Source organism: Microbacterium jejuense (assembly GCF_019511665.1).
Classification (GTDB): domain Bacteria; phylum Actinomycetota; class Actinomycetes; order Actinomycetales; family Microbacteriaceae; genus Microbacterium; species Microbacterium jejuense_A.
Genome location: NZ_JAEUAW010000001.1, coordinates 70,885 through 91,541 on the forward strand (window position 1 = coordinate 70,885; position 20,657 = coordinate 91,541).

The 20,657-nt window shown below is 68.7% G+C and carries 16 protein-coding genes and 2 tRNA genes; 13 read left to right on the forward strand and 5 right to left on the reverse strand.

The genetic code is table 11. The features are described 5' to 3' along the window. Nucleotides 1-30: 30 nt before the first annotated feature. The 3 genes from JNB62_RS00240 to JNB62_RS00250 all read left to right on the forward strand — a co-directional run bounded on the left by JNB62_RS00240 (nucleotide 31) and on the right by JNB62_RS00250 (nucleotide 3,594). Nucleotides 31-1,401: an ABC transporter substrate-binding protein gene (locus JNB62_RS00240; protein ID WP_220298878.1), complete on the forward strand. Its 1,371-nt coding sequence runs from the start codon at nucleotides 31-33 to the stop codon at nucleotides 1,399-1,401. Between the two features lie 238 nt (nucleotides 1,402-1,639). Beyond that, nucleotides 1,640-2,611 carry a carbohydrate ABC transporter permease gene (locus tag JNB62_RS00245; RefSeq protein ID WP_220298879.1) on the forward strand — a complete coding sequence of 324 codons (972 nt, stop codon included), beginning with the start codon at nucleotides 1,640-1,642 and terminating at the stop codon, nucleotides 2,609-2,611. Further along, on the forward strand, nucleotides 2,608-3,594 hold the full coding sequence (locus JNB62_RS00250) for a carbohydrate ABC transporter permease (RefSeq protein ID WP_220298880.1): 987 nt from the start codon (nucleotides 2,608-2,610) through the stop codon (nucleotides 3,592-3,594). The genes JNB62_RS00245 and JNB62_RS00250 overlap by 4 nt, the downstream gene beginning before the upstream one ends. 61 nt (nucleotides 3,595-3,655) lie before the next feature. Here JNB62_RS00250 and JNB62_RS00255 read toward each other — a convergent pair whose 3' ends face one another. Continuing rightward, the gene (locus JNB62_RS00255; protein WP_223230843.1) at nucleotides 3,656-4,963 is read right to left on the reverse strand and encodes a diacylglycerol/lipid kinase family protein; all 1,308 of its coding nucleotides are present in this window, start codon (nucleotides 4,961-4,963) and stop codon (nucleotides 3,656-3,658) included. A gap of 94 nt (nucleotides 4,964-5,057) precedes the next feature. On the opposite strand from JNB62_RS00255, the gene serS reads away from it, so the two are divergent. The 3 genes from serS to JNB62_RS00270 all read left to right on the forward strand — a co-directional run bounded on the left by serS (nucleotide 5,058) and on the right by JNB62_RS00270 (nucleotide 7,382). Continuing rightward, nucleotides 5,058-6,326 (forward strand): serine--tRNA ligase, encoded by a 1,269-nt coding sequence (serS, locus tag JNB62_RS00260; RefSeq protein WP_220298881.1) that lies wholly within the window; start codon nucleotides 5,058-5,060, stop codon nucleotides 6,324-6,326. Then, nucleotides 6,323-7,231, forward strand: coding sequence for an HAD family hydrolase (locus JNB62_RS00265; protein ID WP_220298882.1), 909 nt, complete (start codon nucleotides 6,323-6,325; stop codon nucleotides 7,229-7,231). The genes serS and JNB62_RS00265 overlap by 4 nt, the downstream gene beginning before the upstream one ends. Nucleotides 7,232-7,297: 66 nt before the next feature. Continuing rightward, nucleotides 7,298-7,382 (forward strand) — tRNA-Ser (locus JNB62_RS00270). Nucleotides 7,383-7,397: 15 nt separating this feature from the next. Here the strand turns inward: JNB62_RS00270 and JNB62_RS00275 are convergent. Next, complete coding sequence (locus tag JNB62_RS00275) at nucleotides 7,398-9,254, reverse strand: DUF4012 domain-containing protein (protein ID WP_220298883.1); 1,857 nt, start codon at nucleotides 9,252-9,254, stop codon at nucleotides 7,398-7,400. Between the two features lie 340 nt (nucleotides 9,255-9,594). Here JNB62_RS00275 and JNB62_RS00280 point away from each other — a divergent pair, with 340 nt between their 5' ends. The 5 genes from JNB62_RS00280 to ctaD all read left to right on the forward strand — a co-directional run bounded on the left by JNB62_RS00280 (nucleotide 9,595) and on the right by ctaD (nucleotide 14,821). Then, nucleotides 9,595-10,887: an LCP family protein gene (locus tag JNB62_RS00280; RefSeq protein WP_220298884.1), complete on the forward strand. Its 1,293-nt coding sequence runs from the start codon at nucleotides 9,595-9,597 to the stop codon at nucleotides 10,885-10,887. 95 nt (nucleotides 10,888-10,982) lie between these two features. Next, complete coding sequence (locus tag JNB62_RS00285; RefSeq protein ID WP_223230844.1) at nucleotides 10,983-12,221, forward strand: LCP family protein; 1,239 nt, start codon at nucleotides 10,983-10,985, stop codon at nucleotides 12,219-12,221. A 74-nt stretch (nucleotides 12,222-12,295) separates the two neighbouring features. Beyond that, a tRNA-Ser gene (locus JNB62_RS00290) sits at nucleotides 12,296-12,384 on the forward strand. A 188-nt stretch (nucleotides 12,385-12,572) separates the two neighbouring features. Then, nucleotides 12,573-13,040: a DUF4383 domain-containing protein gene (locus JNB62_RS00295; RefSeq protein ID WP_220298886.1), complete on the forward strand. Its 468-nt coding sequence runs from the start codon at nucleotides 12,573-12,575 to the stop codon at nucleotides 13,038-13,040. Between the two features lie 41 nt (nucleotides 13,041-13,081). Further along, nucleotides 13,082-14,821, forward strand: a complete 1,740-nt coding sequence (gene ctaD, locus JNB62_RS00300) for an aa3-type cytochrome oxidase subunit I (protein WP_220298887.1) — start codon at nucleotides 13,082-13,084, stop codon at nucleotides 14,819-14,821. 93 nt (nucleotides 14,822-14,914) lie between these two features. Here the strand turns inward: ctaD and JNB62_RS00305 are convergent, their stop codons facing one another. Next, the gene (locus JNB62_RS00305) at nucleotides 14,915-15,256 is read right to left on the reverse strand and encodes a carboxymuconolactone decarboxylase family protein (protein WP_308291684.1); all 342 of its coding nucleotides are present in this window, start codon (nucleotides 15,254-15,256) and stop codon (nucleotides 14,915-14,917) included. A 275-nt stretch (nucleotides 15,257-15,531) separates the two neighbouring features. Here JNB62_RS00305 and JNB62_RS00310 point away from each other — a divergent pair, with 275 nt between their 5' ends. Further along, nucleotides 15,532-16,431 (forward strand): helix-turn-helix domain-containing protein, encoded by a 900-nt coding sequence (locus tag JNB62_RS00310; protein WP_220298888.1) that lies wholly within the window; start codon nucleotides 15,532-15,534, stop codon nucleotides 16,429-16,431. Between the two features lie 164 nt (nucleotides 16,432-16,595). Here the strand turns inward: JNB62_RS00310 and JNB62_RS00315 are convergent, their stop codons facing one another. Next, nucleotides 16,596-17,354 carry an SDR family oxidoreductase gene (locus JNB62_RS00315; RefSeq protein ID WP_220298889.1) on the reverse strand — a complete coding sequence of 253 codons (759 nt, stop codon included), beginning with the start codon at nucleotides 17,352-17,354 and terminating at the stop codon, nucleotides 16,596-16,598. Between the two features lie 295 nt (nucleotides 17,355-17,649). Between JNB62_RS00315 and JNB62_RS00320 the strand changes: the two genes are divergently transcribed. Next, nucleotides 17,650-18,249 carry a class I SAM-dependent methyltransferase gene (locus JNB62_RS00320; protein ID WP_220298890.1) on the forward strand — a complete coding sequence of 200 codons (600 nt, stop codon included), beginning with the start codon at nucleotides 17,650-17,652 and terminating at the stop codon, nucleotides 18,247-18,249. A 30-nt stretch (nucleotides 18,250-18,279) separates the two neighbouring features. Here the strand turns inward: JNB62_RS00320 and JNB62_RS00325 are convergent, their stop codons facing one another. Further along, nucleotides 18,280-20,514, reverse strand: a complete 2,235-nt coding sequence (locus JNB62_RS00325; protein ID WP_220298891.1) for a LuxR family transcriptional regulator — start codon at nucleotides 20,512-20,514, stop codon at nucleotides 18,280-18,282. Between the last annotated feature and the right edge of the window lie 143 nt (nucleotides 20,515-20,657).

Consider the following 20,657-nt stretch of genomic DNA (forward strand, 5'->3'; position numbering starts at 1 on the left):
CGCGGAGCATCCTCCACGAAAGGAAAGACGATGAAGTCACCAGCAAGGGTCCTGCTCGCCGGTGTCGCCACCGTGGCGACGGTCGGCGCACTCGTCGGCTGCTCGGCGGCCGGCGGCGACGGCGGCGACAGCGACAAGATCGAACTGCGCGTCGCGACCTTCCCGCCGGGCGCCGACGCTGCGGCGTACGACGCGTTCGCGACGCAGGAGAAGCAGTTCGAGAAGGAGCACCCGAACATCGACATCATCGGTGTCGAGTACGAGTGGGAGGGGCCGACGTTCGCCGTGCAGCTCGCCGGCGGCAGCCTGCCCGACGTGTTCACGGTGCCGTTCACCGACTCCAAGACCCTGCTCGAGAACGGGCAGCTCATGGACGTCACCGCCGAGGTGAAGGACCTCGGCTACGAGGACAGCTTCAACCCGATCATCCTCGACGGCGTGACCGGCGACGACGGCAAGATCTACGGCTTCCCGCGCCAGGCCTACGCGATGGGTCTGCACTACAACCGCGATCTGTTCGAGCAGGCGGGCCTCGACCCCGACCAACCTCCGACGACGTGGGACGAGATCCGCGAGTACGCCAAGAAGATCCACGACGCCACGGGCAAGGCCGGCTACGCGCAGATGGCGATCAACAACACCGGGGGCTGGCAGCTCACCGCCCAGACCGTTGCGCGCGGCGGTCGCACGCAGACCGACAACGAGGACGGCACCGCCACCTCGACGGTCGACAATGACGCCACCAAGGCGAGCCTGCAGTTCCTGCACGACCTCAAGTGGGAGGACGACTCGTTCGGCTCGAAGGTCGACCTCGACTGGGGCACGATCAACCAGGAGTTCGCCGCCGGCAACATCGGCATGTACACGTCGGGCTCCGACGTCTACACGGCGCTCGTGCGCGACTTCGGCCTTGACCCCGACGTCTACGGCCTCGGCGTGGTTCCTGTCGAGGGCGACGACCCGGGCACGCTCGGCGGTGGCGACATCGCCGTCATCAGCCCGACGGTCGACGACCCCACCAAGGAGGCGGCGGTCGAGTGGATCGACTGGTACTACATGCAGAAGCTGATGGACAAGGATGCCGCGGTGCAGGACGCCAAGGCGCTCGCCGACTCGGACCAGGCCGTCGGCACCCCGGTGCTGCCGGTGCTCAGCCGTGAGCTGTACGAGGAGTCGCTCACCTGGATCGAGCCGTACATCAACGTGCCGCGCGACCAGATGACGTCGTTCACCGACAACATCTGGGACCAGACGCCGGTCGGCGAGCCCAAGAAGTCGACGCAGGAGGTCTACGCTCTGCTCGACACCGTCGTCCAGACGGTGCTGACCGACCAGAACGCCGATATCGACGCCCTGCTCGCCCAGGCCCAGACCGACGCCCAGGCTCTGCTCGACGAGTAAGGAGTCGTGGTCCCCGCTCCCACTCCAAGCGCCGCTGGCGCGTCGCTCGGAGCCTCAGGGGGCGGGGGCCCAGCCGCACCCCGCGCTGCTCGAAGCCTGGGGTGCGGCATCCGCTCGCGTTTCGTCTCGCTTCGCTCGCTCAACGACCGGAGCATCGGTTCCGGTCGTTGAGCGAGCGAGGAACGAGCGAGACGAAACGCCCCAGACGCACGAACAACCTCCACAGCAAAGGCCGACGATGACCGCGACCCTTCCTGAGCGCCCCGCCGCGGCGGCGGCGCCCCCGCCCCTCGCGCCGCCGGAGCGTCGCAGGACCCGACGCACGCCGCTCACCTGGTACCGCGGGGGAGGCCTCGCGAACCTGCTGTTCGTGCTGCCGATGGTGTTCGTGTTCTTCTTCTTCTCGTGGTCGCCGATCGTGCAGTCCGTGATCATGAGCCTGCAGAAGACGAACCTGCTCGTCTCGGAGTGGGTCGGGCTCGACAACTACGTGGCGGTGCTGAGCGATCCGCAGCTCGGCCGCGCCGTCGTCAACACGATCTACTTCGCCGTGCTCGCACTGCTGTTCGGCTTTCCGCTGCCCCTGTTCATGGCGGTGCTCATGAGCGAGGTGCGCCGCGGCAAGGGGCTGTACTCGGCCCTCGCCTACCTGCCGGTGGTGATCCCGCCGGTCGTGGCGGTGCTGCTGTGGAAGTTCTTCTACGACTCATCGCCGAACGGCGTGTTCAACACGGCGCTCGGGTGGTTCGGGATCCCGCCGCAGCCGTGGCTGTCGTCCGCCGCGCAGGCGATGCCCTCCCTCGTGCTCGAGGCCACGTGGGCGGCGGCCGGCGGATCGATCATCATCTACCTCGCAGCGCTGTTGTCGGTGCCGCCCGAGCTGTACGACGCCGCCGAGGTCGACGGCGCGGGCATCTGGCGCAAGGTGTGGCACGTCACGTTGCCGCAGCTGCGCGGCATCCTCTTCATCATGCTGATCCTGCAGGTCATCGCGACCGCGCAGGTGTTCCTCGAGCCGTTCCTGTTCACCGGCGGCGGGCCGGCGGGCGCGACCAAGACGATCCTCCTGTACATCTACGACAAGGCGTTCCGCAACAGCCTGGGCGGCGACTACGGCGAGGCCACCGCGGTGTCGGTGCTGCTGGCGATCGTGCTCGCGATCCTGTCGTGGCTGTACTTCAAGCTCACCAACCGCTGGAGCACCTCATGACCACGTCGATCACCAACGCCGAGCGCCGCGAGGGCATGAGGGGCTTCCTGTCACGGCGGGGATCCGGTGGCGGCCGCAAGCGGGATTCCGTCGACGATCTGGCCGAGCGCACCATCGTCTCGGCGTCCGAGCGTCGCCGTCCCGGCACGCGATTCGGCATGTCGGTGACGCACGTCTTCTTGTTCGTCACGCTCGTGATCGCCGGGCTCGGTCCGATCCTGTGGCTCGCGAAGTCGGCGGTCACGCCGTCGCAGGACACCATCCAGCAGCCGTTCGCGCTGTGGCCGAACGGCATCGACTGGGCCAACCTGTCGGCCGCGTGGAACGACATCCACATCAGCCAGTACTTCTGGAACACCATCGTCATCGCGGCGGGCGCCTGGTTCGCACAGCTGTTCATCGCGACGACGGCCGGCTACGCGCTGTCGGTGTTGCGGCCGAAGTACGCGCCGGTGCTCAACGCCCTGGTGCTGGCGACGCTGTTCATCCCGGGCATCGTGCTGCTCGTGCCGCTGTACCTGACGATCGTGTCGCCGCCCCTCCTCGGCCGCGACGCCAGCCTGCTCAACAACTACCTCGCGGTGTGGCTGCCGATGGCGGCGAACGCGTTCAACATCCTGCTGGTCAAGCGGTTCTTCGACAACCTGCCGCGCGAGGTGTTCGAGGCGGCCAAGACCGACGGCGCCGGACCGTTCCGTCTGTTCTGGTCGATCGTGCTGCCGATGTCGAAGCCGATCCTCGGCGTCGTGTCGGTGTTCGCGATCATCGCGGCCTGGAAGGACTATCTCTGGCCCATGCTCGTGCTGCCCGATCCGGCCGTTCAGCCGCTGTCGGTGCGCCTGCCGGCGGTCGCCAGCCAGACCGAGCTCGACGTGTTCCTCGCGGCGCTCGCGATCGCGACGCTCATCCCGATCGCCATGTTCCTGCTGTTCCAGTCGGTGTTCCTGCGCTCGGCCGGCCTCGGCGGCGCAGTCAAGGGCTGACGAACCTCGGACCGAGTGGATGCCGCGGCCCGCGGCATCCACTCTCTCCGAGGTCTGCGGGTCAGAGGCCGTCGGTGTCGTGGCCGCGGGGCAGCACGACCTTCAGGGCGCCGGCGGCGACGTGCACGCGGACGGCGGTGGCTTCGCCGAACTCGTCGCCGTCGAGCTGCACGGGCCGCGCCTCCTGGGCGGCGAGGTCGATCCCGGCGCCGCGCGAGTACACGACGGAGTTGTCTTTCGTTCGCAGCGCGAGCACCTGGCGACCGGCGCGGAAGCGGCGCAGCACACTGTTGTCCCACGCGACGCGTCGCCACACGAACAGCCAGCCGAAGAGGCCTTTCGGCTGGAACACCACGATGTCGAGGTCCCCGTCGGCGATGGACGCCTCGGGGATGAGCTCCAGCCCCGCCGGCAGCGACCCGCAGTTGGCGAACAGCACGCTCTGCACCTTCGTCGAGTGCAGGCGCCGGCCGACGAGCTGATACATGACGCGGAAGGACTTCGCGCGCGGAAGGGCCCGTGCGGCGCCGTCGACGTAGGCGACCCAGCCGACGGCCTTCTTGAGCTCCGGGCGGGTGTTGGCGATCATGGCGGCGTCGAGCCCGATGCCGCCCATCACGACGAACGCGTGCTCGGCGATCTCTCCGTCGGGGCGCGTGAGGCGGCACCAGCCGATGTCCATGTCGAGCGTGTCGCCGTCGAACACCGCCGCCACCATCGCGGAAGGATCCGTGAGAGGAAGCTTGAGGTTGCGCGCGAGCAGGTTGCCGGTGCCGCTCGGCACGATGGCGAGCGGGACGCCCGACCCGCTCATCGCCTCCGATACGGCGCGGACGGTGCCGTCGCCGCCGGCGACGAGCACCGCGTCGACCTTCTCGGCGAGTGCCTGCCGGGTGACGTCGTCGCCGAGGTCGTCGACGGTCGTCTCGTAGAACAGCGGCTCGGACCATCCGGCCTCTGCCGACAGGCGGCTCACGGTCTCGCGCAGCGCGTCACCGTCGGCCTTGATGGGGTTGTAGACGAGCGCGGCCTTCGGTGACGGGCGTCCGTCGTCGGCCAGCGGGCGCGTCTCGCCCTCGGGGCCGACGCGTCGCGCCTGACCCGTCTCGTCGTCGGTGGTGTCGGGTTCGACGTCCTCGGGCTCGCGGATCACGTCGTCGGGAGCCGCCGCCGCCTCGGGGTCGGGCTGCGCGCCCGCGGGGGTGTCGGAATCAGGAGCTGCCGGACGCTCGGCGTCTGCGGCGTGCGCCTCGGCGGCCGCGATGTCGAGCTCGCCCGTCGTCGGCCCGTCGGCATAGACCTTGTCGGCCGGATGCGGCGCCAGGTCGTCGGGAGGTGTGTCGTCGCCCGCTCCGGATGCCGCCGCCATGTGGTCCACCCTAGGACCCCGGCGCGGCATCGGGCACGAGCGCGCCCGTCGCCGCACCGGGTGGCGCGGTTCAGGCGCCGACTAAGCTTGCAGGGTGATCGATCCCGTGCTGCTTCGCGACAATCCCGAGCTGGTCAAGCGCTCGCAGGAGGCGCGTGGCGAATCGCCCGACACCGTCGACGCCGCGATCGAGGCGGACCGGGCGCGACGGGCCGCCATCACGGCGTTCGAAGAGCTCCGCGCGGCGCAGAACGCGCACGGCAAGCGCGTCGCGCAGGCTCCCAAGGACGAGAAGGCGGCGCTGGTCGCCGAGGCCAAGGAGCTCAGTGAGCGGGTGAAGCAGGCCCAGCACGCCGTGAGCGCTGCGGAAGAGGCATCCACCGAGGCATTCGCCCTCATCGAGAACATCGTGATCGACGGCGTCCCCGCCGGCGGCGAGGACGACTTCGTCACGCTGCGCACGCACGGCGACATCCCGGCGTTCGGCTTCGAGCCGCGCGACCACCTCGAGCTCGGCGAGAAGCTCGGCGCTATCGACATGGAGCGCGGCACCAAGGTGTCGGGCAGCCGGTTCTACTTCCTCACCGGCGTCGGTGCGCGCCTCGAGCTCGCGCTCATGAACCTCGCCCTCGACCGGGCGCTGCAGGCCGGCTTCACGCCCATGATCCCGCCGACGCTCGTGCGTCCGGAGGTCATGCAGGGCACCGGATTCCTCGGAAAGCACGCCGCCGAGGTCTACCACCTCGAAGACCAGGACCTGTACCTCGTGGGCACCAGCGAGGTGCCGCTCGCCGGCTACCACATGGGCGAGATCCTCGACCTGTCGCGGGGTGCCAAGCGCTACGCCGGCTGGTCGACGTGCTACCGCAGCGAGGCCGGCTCGTACGGCAAGGACACCCGCGGCATCATCCGCGTGCACCAGTTCAACAAGCTCGAGATGTTCGTCTACACGACCCCCGAAGAGGCCGAGGCCGAGCACCTGCGGCTCGTCGAGCTGCAGGAGGGCATGCTGCAGGACCTGGGCCTCGCCTACCGTGTCATCGACGTCGCCGCGGGCGACCTGGGCTCGTCGGCGGCGCGCAAGTACGACGTCGAGGCCTGGGTGCCGACGCAGGGTGCTTACCGCGAGCTCACCTCGACATCGAACTGCACGACGTACCAGGCGCGGCGCCTCGACATCCGGTACCGCCCAGAGGACGCCGGCAAGACGCACCCGGTCGCGACCCTCAACGGCACGCTGGCGACCACCCGCTGGATCGTGGCCCTGCTCGAGACCCACCAGCGCGAAGACGGCTCTGTGACCGTGCCCGAGGTGCTGCGGCCCTTCCTCGGCGGACTCGACGTCCTGGAGCCCATCGCGTGACCGAAGCCCACCTGCCCGCGACGGGGTCCATCAAGGTCGTCAAACCGAAGAAGGCCGCCAAGCTCGTCGAGCAGGTCGCGCGCGACACCGAAGACCCCCGGGTCGCCACCGAGCGGCTGCTCATCGCCCTCGACATCGACGGCACCGTCATCCTCGAAGACGAGTCGCTCAGCCCGGGAGTGGTGGATGCCGTCGAGCACGCGCATCGCGCCGGCCACGAGGTGATGGTCGCCACAGGCCGCAGCTGGCAGGGCACCCGCGGCATCCTGCGCGTCCTCGGGATCGCCCCGGAGTTCGCCGTGTGCTCGAATGGCGCCGTCGTGCTCAAGCGGGTCGAGGCGGACGAACTGCGGTACGAGCGGTGGCATGTCGAGACGTTCGACCCGCGCGAGGTGCTCGAGCAGCTGCGCGAGCACCTGCCCCACGCGCGCTACATGGTCGAGCTCGCCGACGGGCAGCGGCTGTACACCGAGCCTCTGCAGGACTGGAACCTCACGCAGGCACGGCGCGTCGCCTTCGACGAGCTCGCGGCGCAGCCGGTCTGCCGCATCGTCGTGGTGTCGCCCGACCAGGGCGAACAGGACTTCGTCGAGCTCGTCTCGCGCATCGGGCTCAATCACGTGTCGTACGCGGTCGGCTGGACCGCCTGGCTCGACATCGCGCCGCTGGGCGTCGACAAGAGCACGGGCCTCGAACGCGTGCGTACCGCGCTCGGCATAGACCCCGAGCACGTGCTCGTCATGGGCGACGGACGTAACGATGTCGGCATGTTCCGGTGGGCGCTCGACAACGGTGGCCGGGCCGTCGCGATGGCGCAGGGTCCCCAGGAGGTTCGGGATGCCGCCGGCGAGACGACCACGTCGGTCGAGGCCGGCGGGGTCGCGGCCGTGCTGCGCGAGCTCTGACGGACCGGGTCGGCTAGACTCGATCGCGATTCGGCGGATGCCGCCCCGCGGGGCGGGCATCGGTCGGGAGGGTTGTCCGAGCGGCCGATGGACCTGGTCTTGAAAACCAGTGGGCAGCAATGTCCCGTGGGTTCGAATCCCACACCCTCCGCAGTACGTTCCGTGCTCAGTCGAACGTCGACAGCATGATGTTGCGGCTGCCCTCGGGGCTGGCGAAGAGCGCGCTGCACCCGGCATCCACTGTCACTTCCGTGTCGTTGGCACCGGGCGAGTGACGCAGCTCGAGCGGGCCGAGGGCACCGTCCGGCAGCTTCACCTCGTACGAGATGGTGCGGGTCTCGCCCATCTCGAGGAGGACCGTCCTGCTCAGGGCGGTGTTGCCGTGGTCGGTGCCTGCGCGGTCGCGGAACCGGTTGCCCTGCCAGGCTGCGGAGTCCTGCCAGTCGCCGCGTTCGGGGTCCGTCCAGAGGATCTCCGCACCGGGCGGCGCGAAGAACAGCACGTCGAGCATCATCGTTCTGGGGTCGATCCCGCGGAATCCGTTGCGGAGCCCGAGCGTGTACTCGCTCTTGATGGCGTCGGTGATGCCGCTGTGCAGCTCCATCGTGACGGTGATGGTGCGGTCTTCGACGTCACAGGTCGCGCGCTGGTCATAGTCCAGCCAGAAGTTGAGCTTGCCGACCGAGTAGTCGTTGAAGTAGATCCCCAGCTGCGTCGCCTCCGCGTTGTCCTCGCGGAGCGCGCCGTCGAGTCCGTACTCGTGGGCGAGGCCCTGCAGCCCGTCGTCCTCGAACCAGAGGAAGATGCGGCCCTCGTCGGCGCTGCGCACGAGCTGGTCCCACATGGCGCCGATCTCCCAGTCGCCGCCCGTCAGAGCGTCGAACATGACCGTCGTCACCTCACTGAAGAACGCGTCCATCGCGGCGTTGTCGGTTCCGAATCGCTCGTAGGGCTCGCTCATCAGAAGCGAGGCGGCGTTCGCCGAGTCCACGACCTCACCGGAGGCCAGCGTCAGCGGTCCTGTCGCCTCGAGCATGTGAGCGAGGACGACGGGGTCGATCGAGATGACGCCGTCGAACGCGGGCTGGTCGGTCCATTCGCGGGTGGCCTGGAAGAGTTCCACCGCGCGCGGGAAGTGCGGTGTCATCGTGAAGTTGGACGACCAGTTCGTCAGCTCGGAGGGGTAGAGGGATCGCACAGCGGACGGGAGCTTGATGAGCGACCCGTTCACCGTGTCGAATCCCTTCTCAGGCAGCGTGGAGTACATCAGCTCGACGCCGTCCTCCTGGCTGAGCAGGTCCATCTGGCCGTTCTCGACCTTGAGGACGAGCCAATGCGCGGGCCCGCCGCCTGTCGCGCGGATCTCGGCAGGCGTCTGGATCACCAATTGGTAGAGCATCGGGCCGTCCGCGCCCGCGGCGTGCAGGATGGCCGGAAGGTGTTCCTGTGCGATCTTCAGGATCGGGGTCGCCTGAGCGATCAGCCCGACCATTTCGTCCAGAGGCTCGTACACGGCCGGGAGGACTTCGGTCCGATCCAGCCCTGCTGCGATGGCCGAGGCTTCTTCGAAGGAATCGATGACGGTTGGCAGGACGGTCTCGGCCCCGAGGAAGGGCAGCACGTTGAATCCGAGGCCGCCCGCGGGCGTGGTCCCTGTGTCGGCTGCCGAGACCATGTCGACGATCGGCGGGAGCGACTGCGTGGTGATCGTGGTGACCACCTCGGTCACCGCGCGCACCGCGAGCACGTTGCTGCCCACCCGAGGGACCTCTGCGGCGAGGTCCCACAGCACCCCGTTCGAGGTCGCCTGTGCGCGCTGCGTCCGCTCGATGATCTCGTCGCTGGCCTGCTCGAGGGTGGGGACATCCATCGAGACAGCGGCAGCGGCGAGAACCTTCAGCTGCGCCTTCGCGGCCTCCATGTCGTCGCGGACCTGCAGCACCTGCATCGCGAACGTTCCGGCGGCGATCGCGGCGACGGCGAAGATCGCCGCCAGCGGGCCCCCGATCAGACATGCGGCCAAGCGGGCTCGCCGGCGCCGGCGCTCGGCCACGGTCTCGCGTGCGGCGTGGCGAGCGAACGGTCGTGCCGCGGCACGTCGCCGCGGGGCGGGATCGGCCGCGGCGCTGTCCGTTGCCGTCGAGGGCGCAGAGCCGGTCACGCCCGTGATAGTACCGGTAGCCGCGGAACGGAATCCTGCGAGACCGCCGACCATCGACGTCCGCTTCGACCCGCCCAGGCATCAGCGGATGTCCAGGACGGCATGGCAAGGTTGGCGGGAAGGCCAGACGCGTAACGTTGTCGGTTCAGACTCTGAATGACGCATGAATGTGCAGGAGATGCCAGTGTCCTCGAAGGGCAGAGTGAGCGCGACGAGCCACGCTCGTCGCGGGCGCCGCACGGTGGCGCGCCACGGTGAGCTGCGCTCTCCGAGCCCTGTCAGCTTCCTGCTGAAGATCGTCGGCATCGTCGCATCGGTCCTGCTGGTGTCGGGTGCCGGTGTCGCCGCGTATGCCGCGACCGACGTGGTCGCGAGCTTCGCCGAGGGTGCCGTGGAACTCGAGGGCCAGGGGACCGTTCCGCCCGACATCGGCGCGATCGAGGGCGGCGTCGACCTCCTCCTCGTCGGCACCGACGAGTGCGAGGAGGAGTACGCCTACCTGTTCGGCGATCGCTGCACGGGGGCGGACGCCGAGGGTCAGCTGAACGACGTCAACATGCTCGTCCACATCTCCGACAACCCCCGTCGCGTGACGGTGGTGTCGTTCCCGCGCGACCTCATGGTGCCGATCCCGTCGTGCACGCGCGAGGACGGGTCGACCACGTCGGCGACCTCCAAGACGCAGATCAACGCGGCATGGGGTTACGGCGGCCTCTCGTGCGTCGCGAAGACCGTCAAGGAGCTGAGCGGATTCAACATCCCCTTCGCGGCGAAGGTGAGCTTCGGCAACGTGATCAACATCACCGACGCCATCGGCGGCGTCGACGTGTGCATCGGCAACGGCGGCATCAAAGACATTTACACCGGCATCAACTGGCCGGCCGGTGAGCGCACCATTCAGGGCGTCGAAGCCCTGCAGTTCCTGCGCACCCGCCACGGCCTCGAGAACGGCAGCGACCTCGCGCGCATCTCGAACCAGCAGCAGTACATGTCGAGCCTTGCGCGCAAGCTCGTGAGCGACGAGGTGCTGTCGAACCCGGCGACGCTCTACAAGCTCGCGACGACCGCCGTCGACAACATCACACCGAGCCAGTCGCTGACCAACCCGATGACGCTCGTCCAGATCGCGCTCGCCGTGAAGGACGTGCCGTTCGAAGACATCGTGTTCGTGCAGTACCCCGTGCTCACCGACCCGGCGGACTCGAACCGCGTCGTGCCCGACTACGACTCGGCCGAGCAGCTGTGGGCGGCACTGCAGGCGAACGAGCCCATCGAGGTCACCCACGACCAGGACCAGACCGGCGGCGTCATCGTGGCCGACCCGCAGCCGACCGAGGGCGCGACCGACCCGGCGACCCCTGACCCGAACGCGACGACCGACCCGAACGCGACGCCTGCGCCGACCGACACCCCGGTCGCGCTCCCGCAGAACATCCCCGGCCAGAACGCCGCGCAGCAGACCTGCTCGGCCGGCAACGTCAGGGCCAAGGGCTGATGGCGGCGGCGAAACGGCCCTCGGCAGGGGGCCGGGTCACCATCGCGCGCCACGGAGTGCTGCGTACGCGGCATCCACTCGTCTCGCTTCTTGCGATGTTCGGCGTCGTGCTCGGCGTCGTCGGCGTGAGCGGCGTCAGCCTCGCCGCCTACAACGTGTGGGACGCCTCGCAGGCGATCGCGACGAACGCCGTCGTCCTCGACGAAGAGAAGCCGCTGCCGCCGTCGCTCGGCGCCATCGAGGGCGGCGTCAACATCCTTCTCGTCGGCACGGACTCGTGCGAGGGCGAGAACGAGCAGCTGTCGGGCGCGTGCAAGAACCACGACACCGAGGGGGAGCGCAACGACGTCACGATGCTCGTGCACATCTCGGACGAGCCGCGCCGCGTCACGGTGGTGTCGTTCCCGCGCGACATGCTCGTGCCGATCCCGGCATGCGACAAAGCGGACGGCAGCGGCAAGACCTCGGCGATGTCGTCGCAGATGCTCAATGCGTCGTACTGGTACGGCGGTCTCGGATGCACGGTCGACACCGTGGAGGCGCTGATCGGCAACGAGCAGATCAACATCGACTTCGCGGCCGCGATCCGCTGGACCGGCGTGATCAACGTCTCGAACGCGATCGGCGGTGTCGACGTGTGCGTGGCCGGCGACATCAACGACGGCAACACGGGCCTGCACCTCACGGCGGGCACGCACACGCTCCAGGGCGTCGAGGCGCTGCAGTTCCTGCGCATCCGTCACGGCATCGGCGACGGCTCCGACCTCGGCCGCATCTCGAACCAGCAGCAGTTCATGAGCTCGATGGTGCGCAAGCTCCAGTCCGACGCGGTGCTCGCGAACCCTGCGACGCTGTTCAACCTGGCGACCACCACCATCAACCAGGTGCAGGCGGGCCAGCTCGTGCTCTCGTCCGGACTGACGAACCCGACGCTGATGGTGCAGATCGCGATGGCCGTCAAGGATGTGCCGTTCGAAGACATCGTGTTCGTGCAGTACCCGACGGTCTACGCGCCCGGCGTGAACGGCAGCGGATCGAGCCGTGTGCTGCCCGTGAAGGATGCCGCCAAGACCCTGTTCGACGCGCTCGCGGCGAACCAGCCGATCAACCTCACCGGCAAGGCCAGCGGCGGCAACGCCATCGAGGTCACCGGCGAGGCCGCCCAGCCCGTCGTGGCGCCGACCACCGCTGCCACGGACGCGGCCACGCCGCCCGCGACCGATGGCGGGACGGATGCCGCGACTCCGCCGGCCGACGAGACCCGCGTCGACCTTCCGTCGGCGATCACCGGACAGACCGCCAAGGACACCACCTGCACGCTGCCGCAGAAGTGACCCGGTTCGGCGGACCCTCGCCGACCGGTTATGATTGCTGGGCGCATCCCGTTGCTCTTGAGTGCAGGATGCCTGGAGACGTCGCATAGTCAGGCCTAGTGCACCACCCTGCTAAGGTGGAGTCCCCGTAAGGGGACCGAGGGTTCAAATCCCTCCGTCTCCGCAGAAAAAACCCCCGGTCAGGCCCGGGGGTTTTCTCGTTCGTGGCCACAGCATGCGCCCGGTGCTGCAGGTCGACCTCTCCGCGGACGCACGTGCTGACCACCACGAATTCGACACCCTTGTCAAGGCCCTCAGTGCCGCGGCTCGCGGCCCATAACGTGGCGCTCCCTGAGCACGAAGGAGGCCACCATGGTCGACCGCACGCGCGACACGCGTTACGCCGAGACGGCTATTCAGAAGACGGCCCTCATCGTCGGCATCGTCTTCCTGATCGTCGGCATCGCTGGGTTCATCCCTGGACTGACCCATCCCATCGAGCACCTCGACGGCGCCGGAGCAGATTCCGACGCGCTGCTGATGGGTGTCTTCCAGGTATCGGTGCTGCACAACATCGTCCACCTGCTGTTCGGTGTTGCCGGACTCGCGGTCGCCGCGGGCGCCCGGGCGTCCCGCAACTATCTGATCTGGGGCGGGGTCATCTACCTCGTTCTGTTCGTCTACGGGCTGTTCGCCGTCAATGCTCCAGAGGTGAACCTCGTGCCCGTCAACGGCGCCGACAACTGGCTGCACCTGGTGCTCGGGCTGGGGATGCTCGCACTCGGCCTCCTCGTGGACCGCGGTCGCAACCGCACCACCGCGACGCGCAACGTCACCTGACCCGTCGCCTGCGCCGCGCTGTGAACTGCGAGGAGCTCACCATGGTCAACCAGGCTCCACGGGCTGAGTCGCCCATTCACCCCCCGATCCTGCCGCCGCGGCAGGCGGCTCTGCTCAGCACGACGCGCGTCGAGCAGAAGGGCAACACCGTGGTTCGGTGGATCACGTCCACCGATCACAAGACCATCGGGTATCTCTACCTGATCGCGTCGGTGCTGTTCTTCCTGCTCGGCGGCGTGCTCGCCCTGATCATCCGCGCCGAGCTCTTCGAGCCCGGAATGCAGGTGGTGCCGACGCGGGAGCAGTACAACCAGCTCTTCACGATGCACGGCACGATCATGCTGCTGATGTTCGCGACCCCGCTGTTCGCGGGCTTCGCGAACGTGATCATGCCGCTGCAGATCGGGGCTCCCGACGTCGCGTTTCCGAGGCTCAACGCCTTCGCGTTCTGGCTGTTCCTCTTCGGATCTCTCATCGCCGTGTCCGGGTTCCTCACGCCGCAGGGCTCGGCGTCGTTCGGATGGACCGCCTATCGGCCGCTCGCGGACGACACCTTCACGCCGGGCGTGGGCGGCACCCTCTGGTTCGTCGGCCTGGGGATGAGCGGCTTCGGCACGATCCTCGGCTCAGTGAACTTCATCACCACGATCATCACGCTGCGCGCGCCCGGGATGACGATGTGGCGGATGCCGATCTTCACGTGGAACACGCTGATCACCAGCATCCTGGTCCTCGTCGCTTTTCCGGTGCTGGCCGCAGCGCTCTTCGCCGGCGCCTCGGACCGGATCCTCCAGTCGCACATCTACGACCCGCAGAACGGCGGTGTGCTGCTGTGGCAGCATCTGTTCTGGTTCTTCGGCCACCCCGAGGTATACGTCATCGCGCTGCCGTTCTTCGGCATCGTGTCCGAGATCTTCCCGGTGTTCAGCCGCAAGCCGATCTTCGGCTACAAGACCCTCGTCTACGCGACGATCGCGATCGCCGCGTACTCGGTAGCTGTGTGGGCGCACCACATGTACCCCACGGGGGCCGTACTGCTGCCGTTCTTCGCGCTCCTGACGATGCTGATCGCCGTTCCGACAGGGGTGAAGATCTTCAACTGGATCGGCACCATGTGGCGGGGCTCCGTCACTTTCGAGACTCCGATGCTGTTCGCGCTCGGCTTCCTCGTCACGTTCGTGTTCGGCGGACTGACCGGTGTGATCCTCGCCTCGCCGCCTCTGGACTTCCACCTGCACGACTCGTACTTCGTGGTCGCCCATTTCCACTACGTGGTGTTCGGCACCGTCGTGTTCGCGATGTTCGCGGGCTTCTACTTCTGGTGGCCGAAATTCACGGGGCGCATGTTGAACGAGCGCCTCGGCTACGTGCATTTCTGGATGCTGTTCGTCGGCTTCCACATGACCTTCTTGATCCAGCACTGGCTGGGCGTGGAAGGGATGCCGCGCCGGTACGCCGACTACGCCGACCAGGACCTCTTCACCTGGGAGAACCAGGTGTCGACATTGGGCGCGATGCTGCTCGGTGCGTCGATGATCCCGTTCCTGTTCAACGTGTGGATCACGGCGCGCAAGGCGCCCAAGGTCACGGTCAACGACCCGTGGGGCTACGGTGCGTCGTTGGAGTGGGCGACGTCGTGCCCGCCGCCTCGCCACAACTTCACGTCGATTCCCCGCATCCGCAGCGAGCGGCCGGCCTTCGATCTCAACCATCCCGAAGCCGCCCCACCCGTGGGTGTCGGCCCGGCGGATAGCGGCGAGCGGGCGGCGACGACGAGCTGAACGACCAGCGCGAGTGAAAAGTCGGCATCCTGTGGGTGGATTGCGACTTTCCTGGAACTGGTGCCCACCAGTGGCAGAGAGGGACTGCCCGTGTCAGTCTCGCTCGTCGACAGCGAAGACGTCCTTGGCGACGGTGATGGCTGCCATCGCTCTGGGCCAGCCCGTGTAGAAGGCCAGGTGGGTCAGGGCTTCGATCAGTTCCTGCTGGGTGACGCCGTTCTCGCGGGCGAACGCGAGGTGGAAGTTCAGCTGCTCGGTGCTGCCCATGGCCACCAGTGCCGAGACGGTCGCGAGGCTTCGGTCGCGCTTGGACAGCTCGGGACGCTCCCACACCTCGTCGAAGAGCACCTTGTCGGTGTAGTGGGCAAGGGCGGGGGCGATGTCGCCGACCGCGTTCTGACCACCGGTCCAGCCGGTGTTGATGGTCTCGCTCACGGCCTTGGTCCCTTCCGAGAGGTGGCGGCGTCGCCTGGCAGCCCAGGTCGCGCTGTCCGTCCCGCAAGTGCGGCAGGGACGGCTACCGTGGGTGGCGCGAATGCGGCGAACCGCGACAGCAGTGCTGCCCAGTTCGCGCGAGATGAGAGTCGCTGCATGTTGCTCCGTTCGTCACCTCCGAGTCAACGCCTCACCGGTGCGGTGGGGGAGTCTCCCGTGAAACGTGTACTGGCAGTGCATTCCTCGTCACCGACCCGGGGCGTAGCGTCGCAGTCATGGACAACCACAGCGAGGTGCGGGAGTTTCTCACCTCTCGTCGCGCGCGGCTGACGCCCGAGCAGGCGGGGCTGCAGGCGGGCCGCAACCGCCGTGTGCCCGGGCTGCGGCGAGGCGAGGTGGCGATGCTTGCTGACGTCAGCGTGGAGTATTACTCGAAGATCGAGCGAGGCAATCTCACCGGTGCGTCCGACGCTGTCCTGAACGCCATCTCGCGGGCGCTGCAGTTGGATGCGGCGGAGCGTGCGCACCTGTTCGATCTCGCGCGCGCCGCGACTGCTCCCGCCCAGGGGGCGCCGAGGCCAAGACCGAAGGGGTGGGTCGCGCGGCCAGGGCTGCAGTTGATCCTGGAGACGATCACCGGCGGTCCGGCATTCGTCCGCAACGGGCGCATGGATATCCTCGCCACCAATGTGCTCGGCCGAATCTTCTACGACGAGGCGTTCGGCGGGCCGGGGCGGGGCAACATCGCTCGTTACGCGTTCCTCGACGAGCGTGCTCGCAACTTCTATCCGGACTGGGGGAAGGCCGCGGACATCACCGTCCAGATCCTGCGCACCGAGGCGGGCCGTGATCCGTATGACAAGGGGCTGCAGGACCTCGTCGGTGAACTCTCCACCCACAGCGACGAATTCCGTACCCGATGGGGCGCGCATGATGTCCGGCAGCACACCACGGGCACGAAGCGCTTCCGCCATCATGCTGTCGGTGAGCTGACTCTGACGTACGAAGAGCTGGCACTGACCGCCGAGGCCGGCCTGTCGTTGCTCGTCTACGCCGCCGAGCCCGCTTCCGCGACGGAAGAGCGGCTGCGGCTGCTGGCCAGCCTCGCAGCCACGGGCGACCACCTAGGCCAGGCTCTCCGCACCGAAGGGTACACGACAGCGAGCAGCGAGTAACACGGTGCACCCACACGCATTCCGACAGTCCTACGGGTCTCCGCGATCGGGCTCAGCTGGATCGTGATCACGCCGGACGGTCTTCGGGACGAGACTCCGGGCGCCCGGCATCCCGCGGTTGAAGGTGGTCTGGCCTCACGGAGACGCCCGCGAGACACGGCCGGTCAGCGCACCTGGTCGGTGGGGCGGATCAGGAGGCTGTTCACCGAGACGTGCTCGGGCTGGCGCATCGCGTACAGCACGGCCTCGGCGATGTCGCCGGGTTGCAGTGTGCGCATCGAGTCGGCGATCTCGGCGGCCATCCGGCGGCTGTTCGCGTCGGTGATGTGGGTGGTCAGCTCGGTCGCCACGAAGCCGGGCTCGATGAGCGTCACGCGCACGCCCTGCGTGGTGACCTCCTGCCGCAGGGATTCGGTGAACGCGCCGACGCCGAACTTCGTCGCGGAGTAGACGCCGCTGCCGAGGGATGCGATGCGCCCGGACGTCGACGAGACCTGGACGATGTGGCCCTTCGCCTCGATGATGTGCGGCAGTGCCGCGTGGACGGCGTACATCGAGCCGAGCAGGTTGGTGTCGACCATCCGCTGCCAGTGGCGGATGTCGGCGCCGAGGATCATGCCGTTCAGCATGACGCCGGCGTTGCTGATCAGCCCGTCCAGTCGCCCGAAGCGCTCGACGACCTGCGCGACGCCGTGTGCGACGGAGTCGTAGCTCGTCACGTCGAGCGGGACGCTCATCACCTCTCCCGGCGCGGATTCCTCGAGCGCGCTCAGGCGGTCGGTGCGACGCGCGCCGACGGCGACCCGCAATCCGGCGTCCGACAAGGCGAGCGCCGTGGCCCGCCCGATCCCCGATGACGCGCCGGTCACGAGCGCGACCTTGCCGCGCAGTTCCGGAACCGTGGTGGGGGAGTCGCTGGCCATGATCGAGCCCTTTCGTGATCGGATGCTGGTACCTGGGGCCCGCGTCGGTGCAGACGCGACCCGACAGCACTGACAGCGGAGGGATCCGATGTGTGACGGCTCGTCGCGTGAGGGCGCTCACCGGCAGAGCGAGCTCGCGTTCTTGACGCGCTGATCCCGAACGACGAACAGCGCCGCAGCGGTGACGGAGCCGCCGTTAGTGTGAAGCCGTGGACATCCTGCGCATCGCCCGCGGTCCGGACGGGAGCCGGCGAGCCCGCCGGAGCGGCCGCGGACCTCTGACGGACGGCTTGCGATGACGAGAGCCGCGGTCACCGCCGCCTACGGTGCGCGTGCCGGCGAGTACACCGACCTGTTCGGGACGATGGATGCCGCACACGCGGCCGACCGAGCGCTGATCCTCGACTGGGGCCGCCGCCTCGACGGTCCCGTGTTCGATGTCGGGAGCGGCCCGGGGCACTGGACCGATTTCCTCGTCCGCCACGGCGTGGATGCCGAGGGGATCGAGATGGTGCCCGAGTTCCTGGAGCATGCGCGCACGCGCTTCTCTGACGTGCGCTTCCGCGCTGGAAGCCTTCCCGACCTCGACCTGCCGGACGCCTCGGCCGCCGGCATCCTGTCGTGGTACTCGCTCATCCATCTCGCGCCGGACGAACTGCCGGCGGCGCTCGCCGAGCTTGCCCGCGTGATCCGCCCAGGCGGCGGCTTGCTCGTGGGGTTCTTCACCGGCGAGCGCGTCGAACCGTTCGCGCACGCGGTCGTCACTGCGTACTACTGGCCGATCGAGGCGCTCGGCCGGCTGCTCGCCGAGGCGGGCTTCCGCATCGTCGCCACGAGCTCACGAGCGGACCCCGGCGGGCGGAAGCAGGCGACGATCGTCGCCGAGCGCGTCTGACGCGCGGTTCCGCGCGGCCGGGCGCCCGCCCTACTGGCCGCGGGCGCCGCCGGCGGGAGCGCGCAGGAGCTCGAGCTCGTACGCACGCTCCACGACCTCCGAGCGGGTCGATGCACCGAGCTTCCGGAAGATCGAGCCCAACTGGGTGCTGACGGTGTTCCGTGAGACGTGGAGCCGCTGCGCGATCTCCACCCGGGTCAGATGAGTCTGCAGGAGGGGCAGCAGACGCCGCTCTGCCGCGGTCAGCGCGATCGAGCGGGATCTCCGGTCGGCGGTCGCGTGGTGCGCGCGGACCCGTTCGCGCGCCCGCTCGACGCGGTGATCGAGGGCTCCGTGATGCAGGCCGCGGGGGAGCATGTCCTCGATCTCGGCGAGCAGCATCTCGGCCGCTTCGCCGTCGCCGAGACCGAGCTGCGCCCGGACCAGGAGCAGCCGCGTCGGGATGCCGAGCAGGGGCACGGACCTTCCACAGCGCTCGCGCTCGGACATGGCCATCGCGAGGTGTCGCAGGCCCGTCGTGCGTCGTCCCGCCGTCAGGTCGACGCAGGCGGCGGCGGCATGCGCGTAGGCGACCATGACGTAGCCGTCGATGCCTCCGGTGCTGATGGTCTCGAGTGCCCGCTCGACGTGCTGCTCCGCGGTCTTCCATGCGCCGCGCTCGATGGCGACGAGCGCCAGCTCGGCTTCGCAGATCACGACCGACGCCGGATTGCCGTGGGCGCCCGCCAGGTGGATCGCCTCGGTCAGCACCTTGGTCGCCCGCTCCTCGTGGCCCGCGTGCAGCAGCGTGCTGCCGAGGATCTGGACGGCGGGGTCGCGCCACGGGCTGTCGAGCGGCTCGAGCTCGATGGCCAGCTCGGCATCCGCGAGCGCCGCCTCGATGCCGTCCTCCATCAGGATGGCCCGGATCATCGCCTTCGCCGACGCCACCGTGACGCCGACCGCCTCGGCGTCGTCGGGAATCCGGTTGAGCAGCGTGCCCCACTTGAAGGCGTCGTCGTCCGTTCCGGCGAGCACCGCGAACCACGTCATGACGACGACGGCTGACGGATTGAGGAGCAGGTTGGTGTCGCCGATCGCGCGCACCCATCGGCCGAGGGTCGCACTCTGACCCGCCTCGTACGCGGGCAGCGCGGCAGCGGTCACCAGCATCGTCGCGGTGGGGAAGTCGGCCGCCGCGATCGCGTGGTCGATCGCAGCGGGGAGCTGACCCCGCTCGGCGAACCACGCCGATGCACGGCGGTGAAGGTCGGGGACCGACGATGCCTGCTCGCTCTCGAGAGCACCCTGCAGATACTCCCGGAACAGCGGGTGCAGCCGGTAGCTGCGATGTCCGCGGTCGGCGGTGATGAAGAGCTGTCGAGACTCGAGGTCGCGGAGCACTTGCGCCGAATCGGCGCGTGCGAGCACGGCGTCGCACAGTTCGGGGATGTGCGCGTCCAGGATCGAGGTCCGAAGCAGGAACTGGCGGGTGTCCTCGGGCAGGTCGCGCACGCACTCGTGATACAGGTAGTCGGCCAGCACCGCGTCGCCGGAAGACGCGAACGGACCGCGCTTCGACAGCAGTGCGCACATGTGCAGTCCCGCGGCCCAGCCGTCGCAGCGCTCGATCCAGTCCTGCAGCGTCTCGGGCTCGACGTGCGCGCCCGCTTCTTCCGCGATCCGGACGGCCCCTGCCAGGTCGATCCTGAGGTCCGCGGCGCCGACGTCGGCGGCCGACGTCGCGACACGGCCCCGGGCCAGGCGGGTGGGGTGGTGGCGGCTGGCCAGCACGACCTGCGATCCGGTGGGGACCCCGGTGAGCACGACCTCCAGCACATCGAAGCACTCGGGTCGCTCGACGACGTGGACGTCATCGATGAACAGCGCGAACGGCTGCTCGCACCGCGACAGGGCCAGGGCCAGCGCCGGGGCCATATGGCTCAGCACGCCGTCGGATGTCGTCGCGATCTGGCTGAAGACGGAGTCCGCGGTCGTGGCGAAGCGCTCGCACGCGTGCGCGAGCAGACGCACCAGCGCCGCGGGATCATCGTCCTCGACGCGGAGCGTGAGCCAGCCGGTGGCCCGGTCTTCGGACTGCCACCACTCGGCGAGGAGCGACGACTTGCCGTAGCCGGCGGGTGCCGTCACCGTGATCAGCCGGGAGTCTCCGGCCCGCAGCGTCTCGATGAGCTCCGTGCGACGGACGAACGCCGGGTTGAAGACGGGGGCTGTCGTCTTGCTCTCGAGCAGCAGCGCACCCAGATCCTCGCCCGCGAGTACCATGCCGCCCCCACACTCTCACGTGTCGCCACGGCCGGCTCCGCGCGGGTCGCGGCGGGCAACGCATCGTGGCATCCCGATCGGGACCGCGGCCATACTATCGGCGACCGGTTCGGGACGATGGATGCCGCGCACGCGGCCGACCG

Excerpts from the sequence above, each read along its gene's own strand:
- JNB62_RS00310 (WP_220298888.1), top strand. The coding sequence starts at position 15,532 with ATGGACAACCACAGCGAGGTGCGGGAGTTTCTCACCTCTCGTCGCGCG.
- JNB62_RS00255 (WP_223230843.1), bottom strand. The coding sequence starts at position 4,963 with ATGGCGGCGGCATCCGGAGCGGGCGACGACACACCTCCCGACGACCTG.
- JNB62_RS00295 (WP_220298886.1), top strand. The coding sequence starts at position 12,573 with ATGGTCGACCGCACGCGCGACACGCGTTACGCCGAGACGGCTATTCAG.
- JNB62_RS00315 (WP_220298889.1), bottom strand. The coding sequence starts at position 17,354 with ATGGCCAGCGACTCCCCCACCACGGTTCCGGAACTGCGCGGCAAGGTC.
- JNB62_RS00245 (WP_220298879.1), top strand. The coding sequence starts at position 1,640 with ATGACCGCGACCCTTCCTGAGCGCCCCGCCGCGGCGGCGGCGCCCCCG.
- JNB62_RS00250 (WP_220298880.1), top strand. The coding sequence starts at position 2,608 with ATGACCACGTCGATCACCAACGCCGAGCGCCGCGAGGGCATGAGGGGC.
- ctaD (WP_220298887.1), top strand. The coding sequence starts at position 13,082 with ATGGTCAACCAGGCTCCACGGGCTGAGTCGCCCATTCACCCCCCGATC.
- JNB62_RS00325 (WP_220298891.1), bottom strand. The coding sequence starts at position 20,514 with ATGGTACTCGCGGGCGAGGATCTGGGTGCGCTGCTGCTCGAGAGCAAG.
- JNB62_RS00240 (WP_220298878.1), top strand. The coding sequence starts at position 31 with ATGAAGTCACCAGCAAGGGTCCTGCTCGCCGGTGTCGCCACCGTGGCG.
- JNB62_RS00285 (WP_223230844.1), top strand. The coding sequence starts at position 10,983 with ATGTTCGGCGTCGTGCTCGGCGTCGTCGGCGTGAGCGGCGTCAGCCTC.
- JNB62_RS00320 (WP_220298890.1), top strand. The coding sequence starts at position 17,650 with ATGACGAGAGCCGCGGTCACCGCCGCCTACGGTGCGCGTGCCGGCGAG.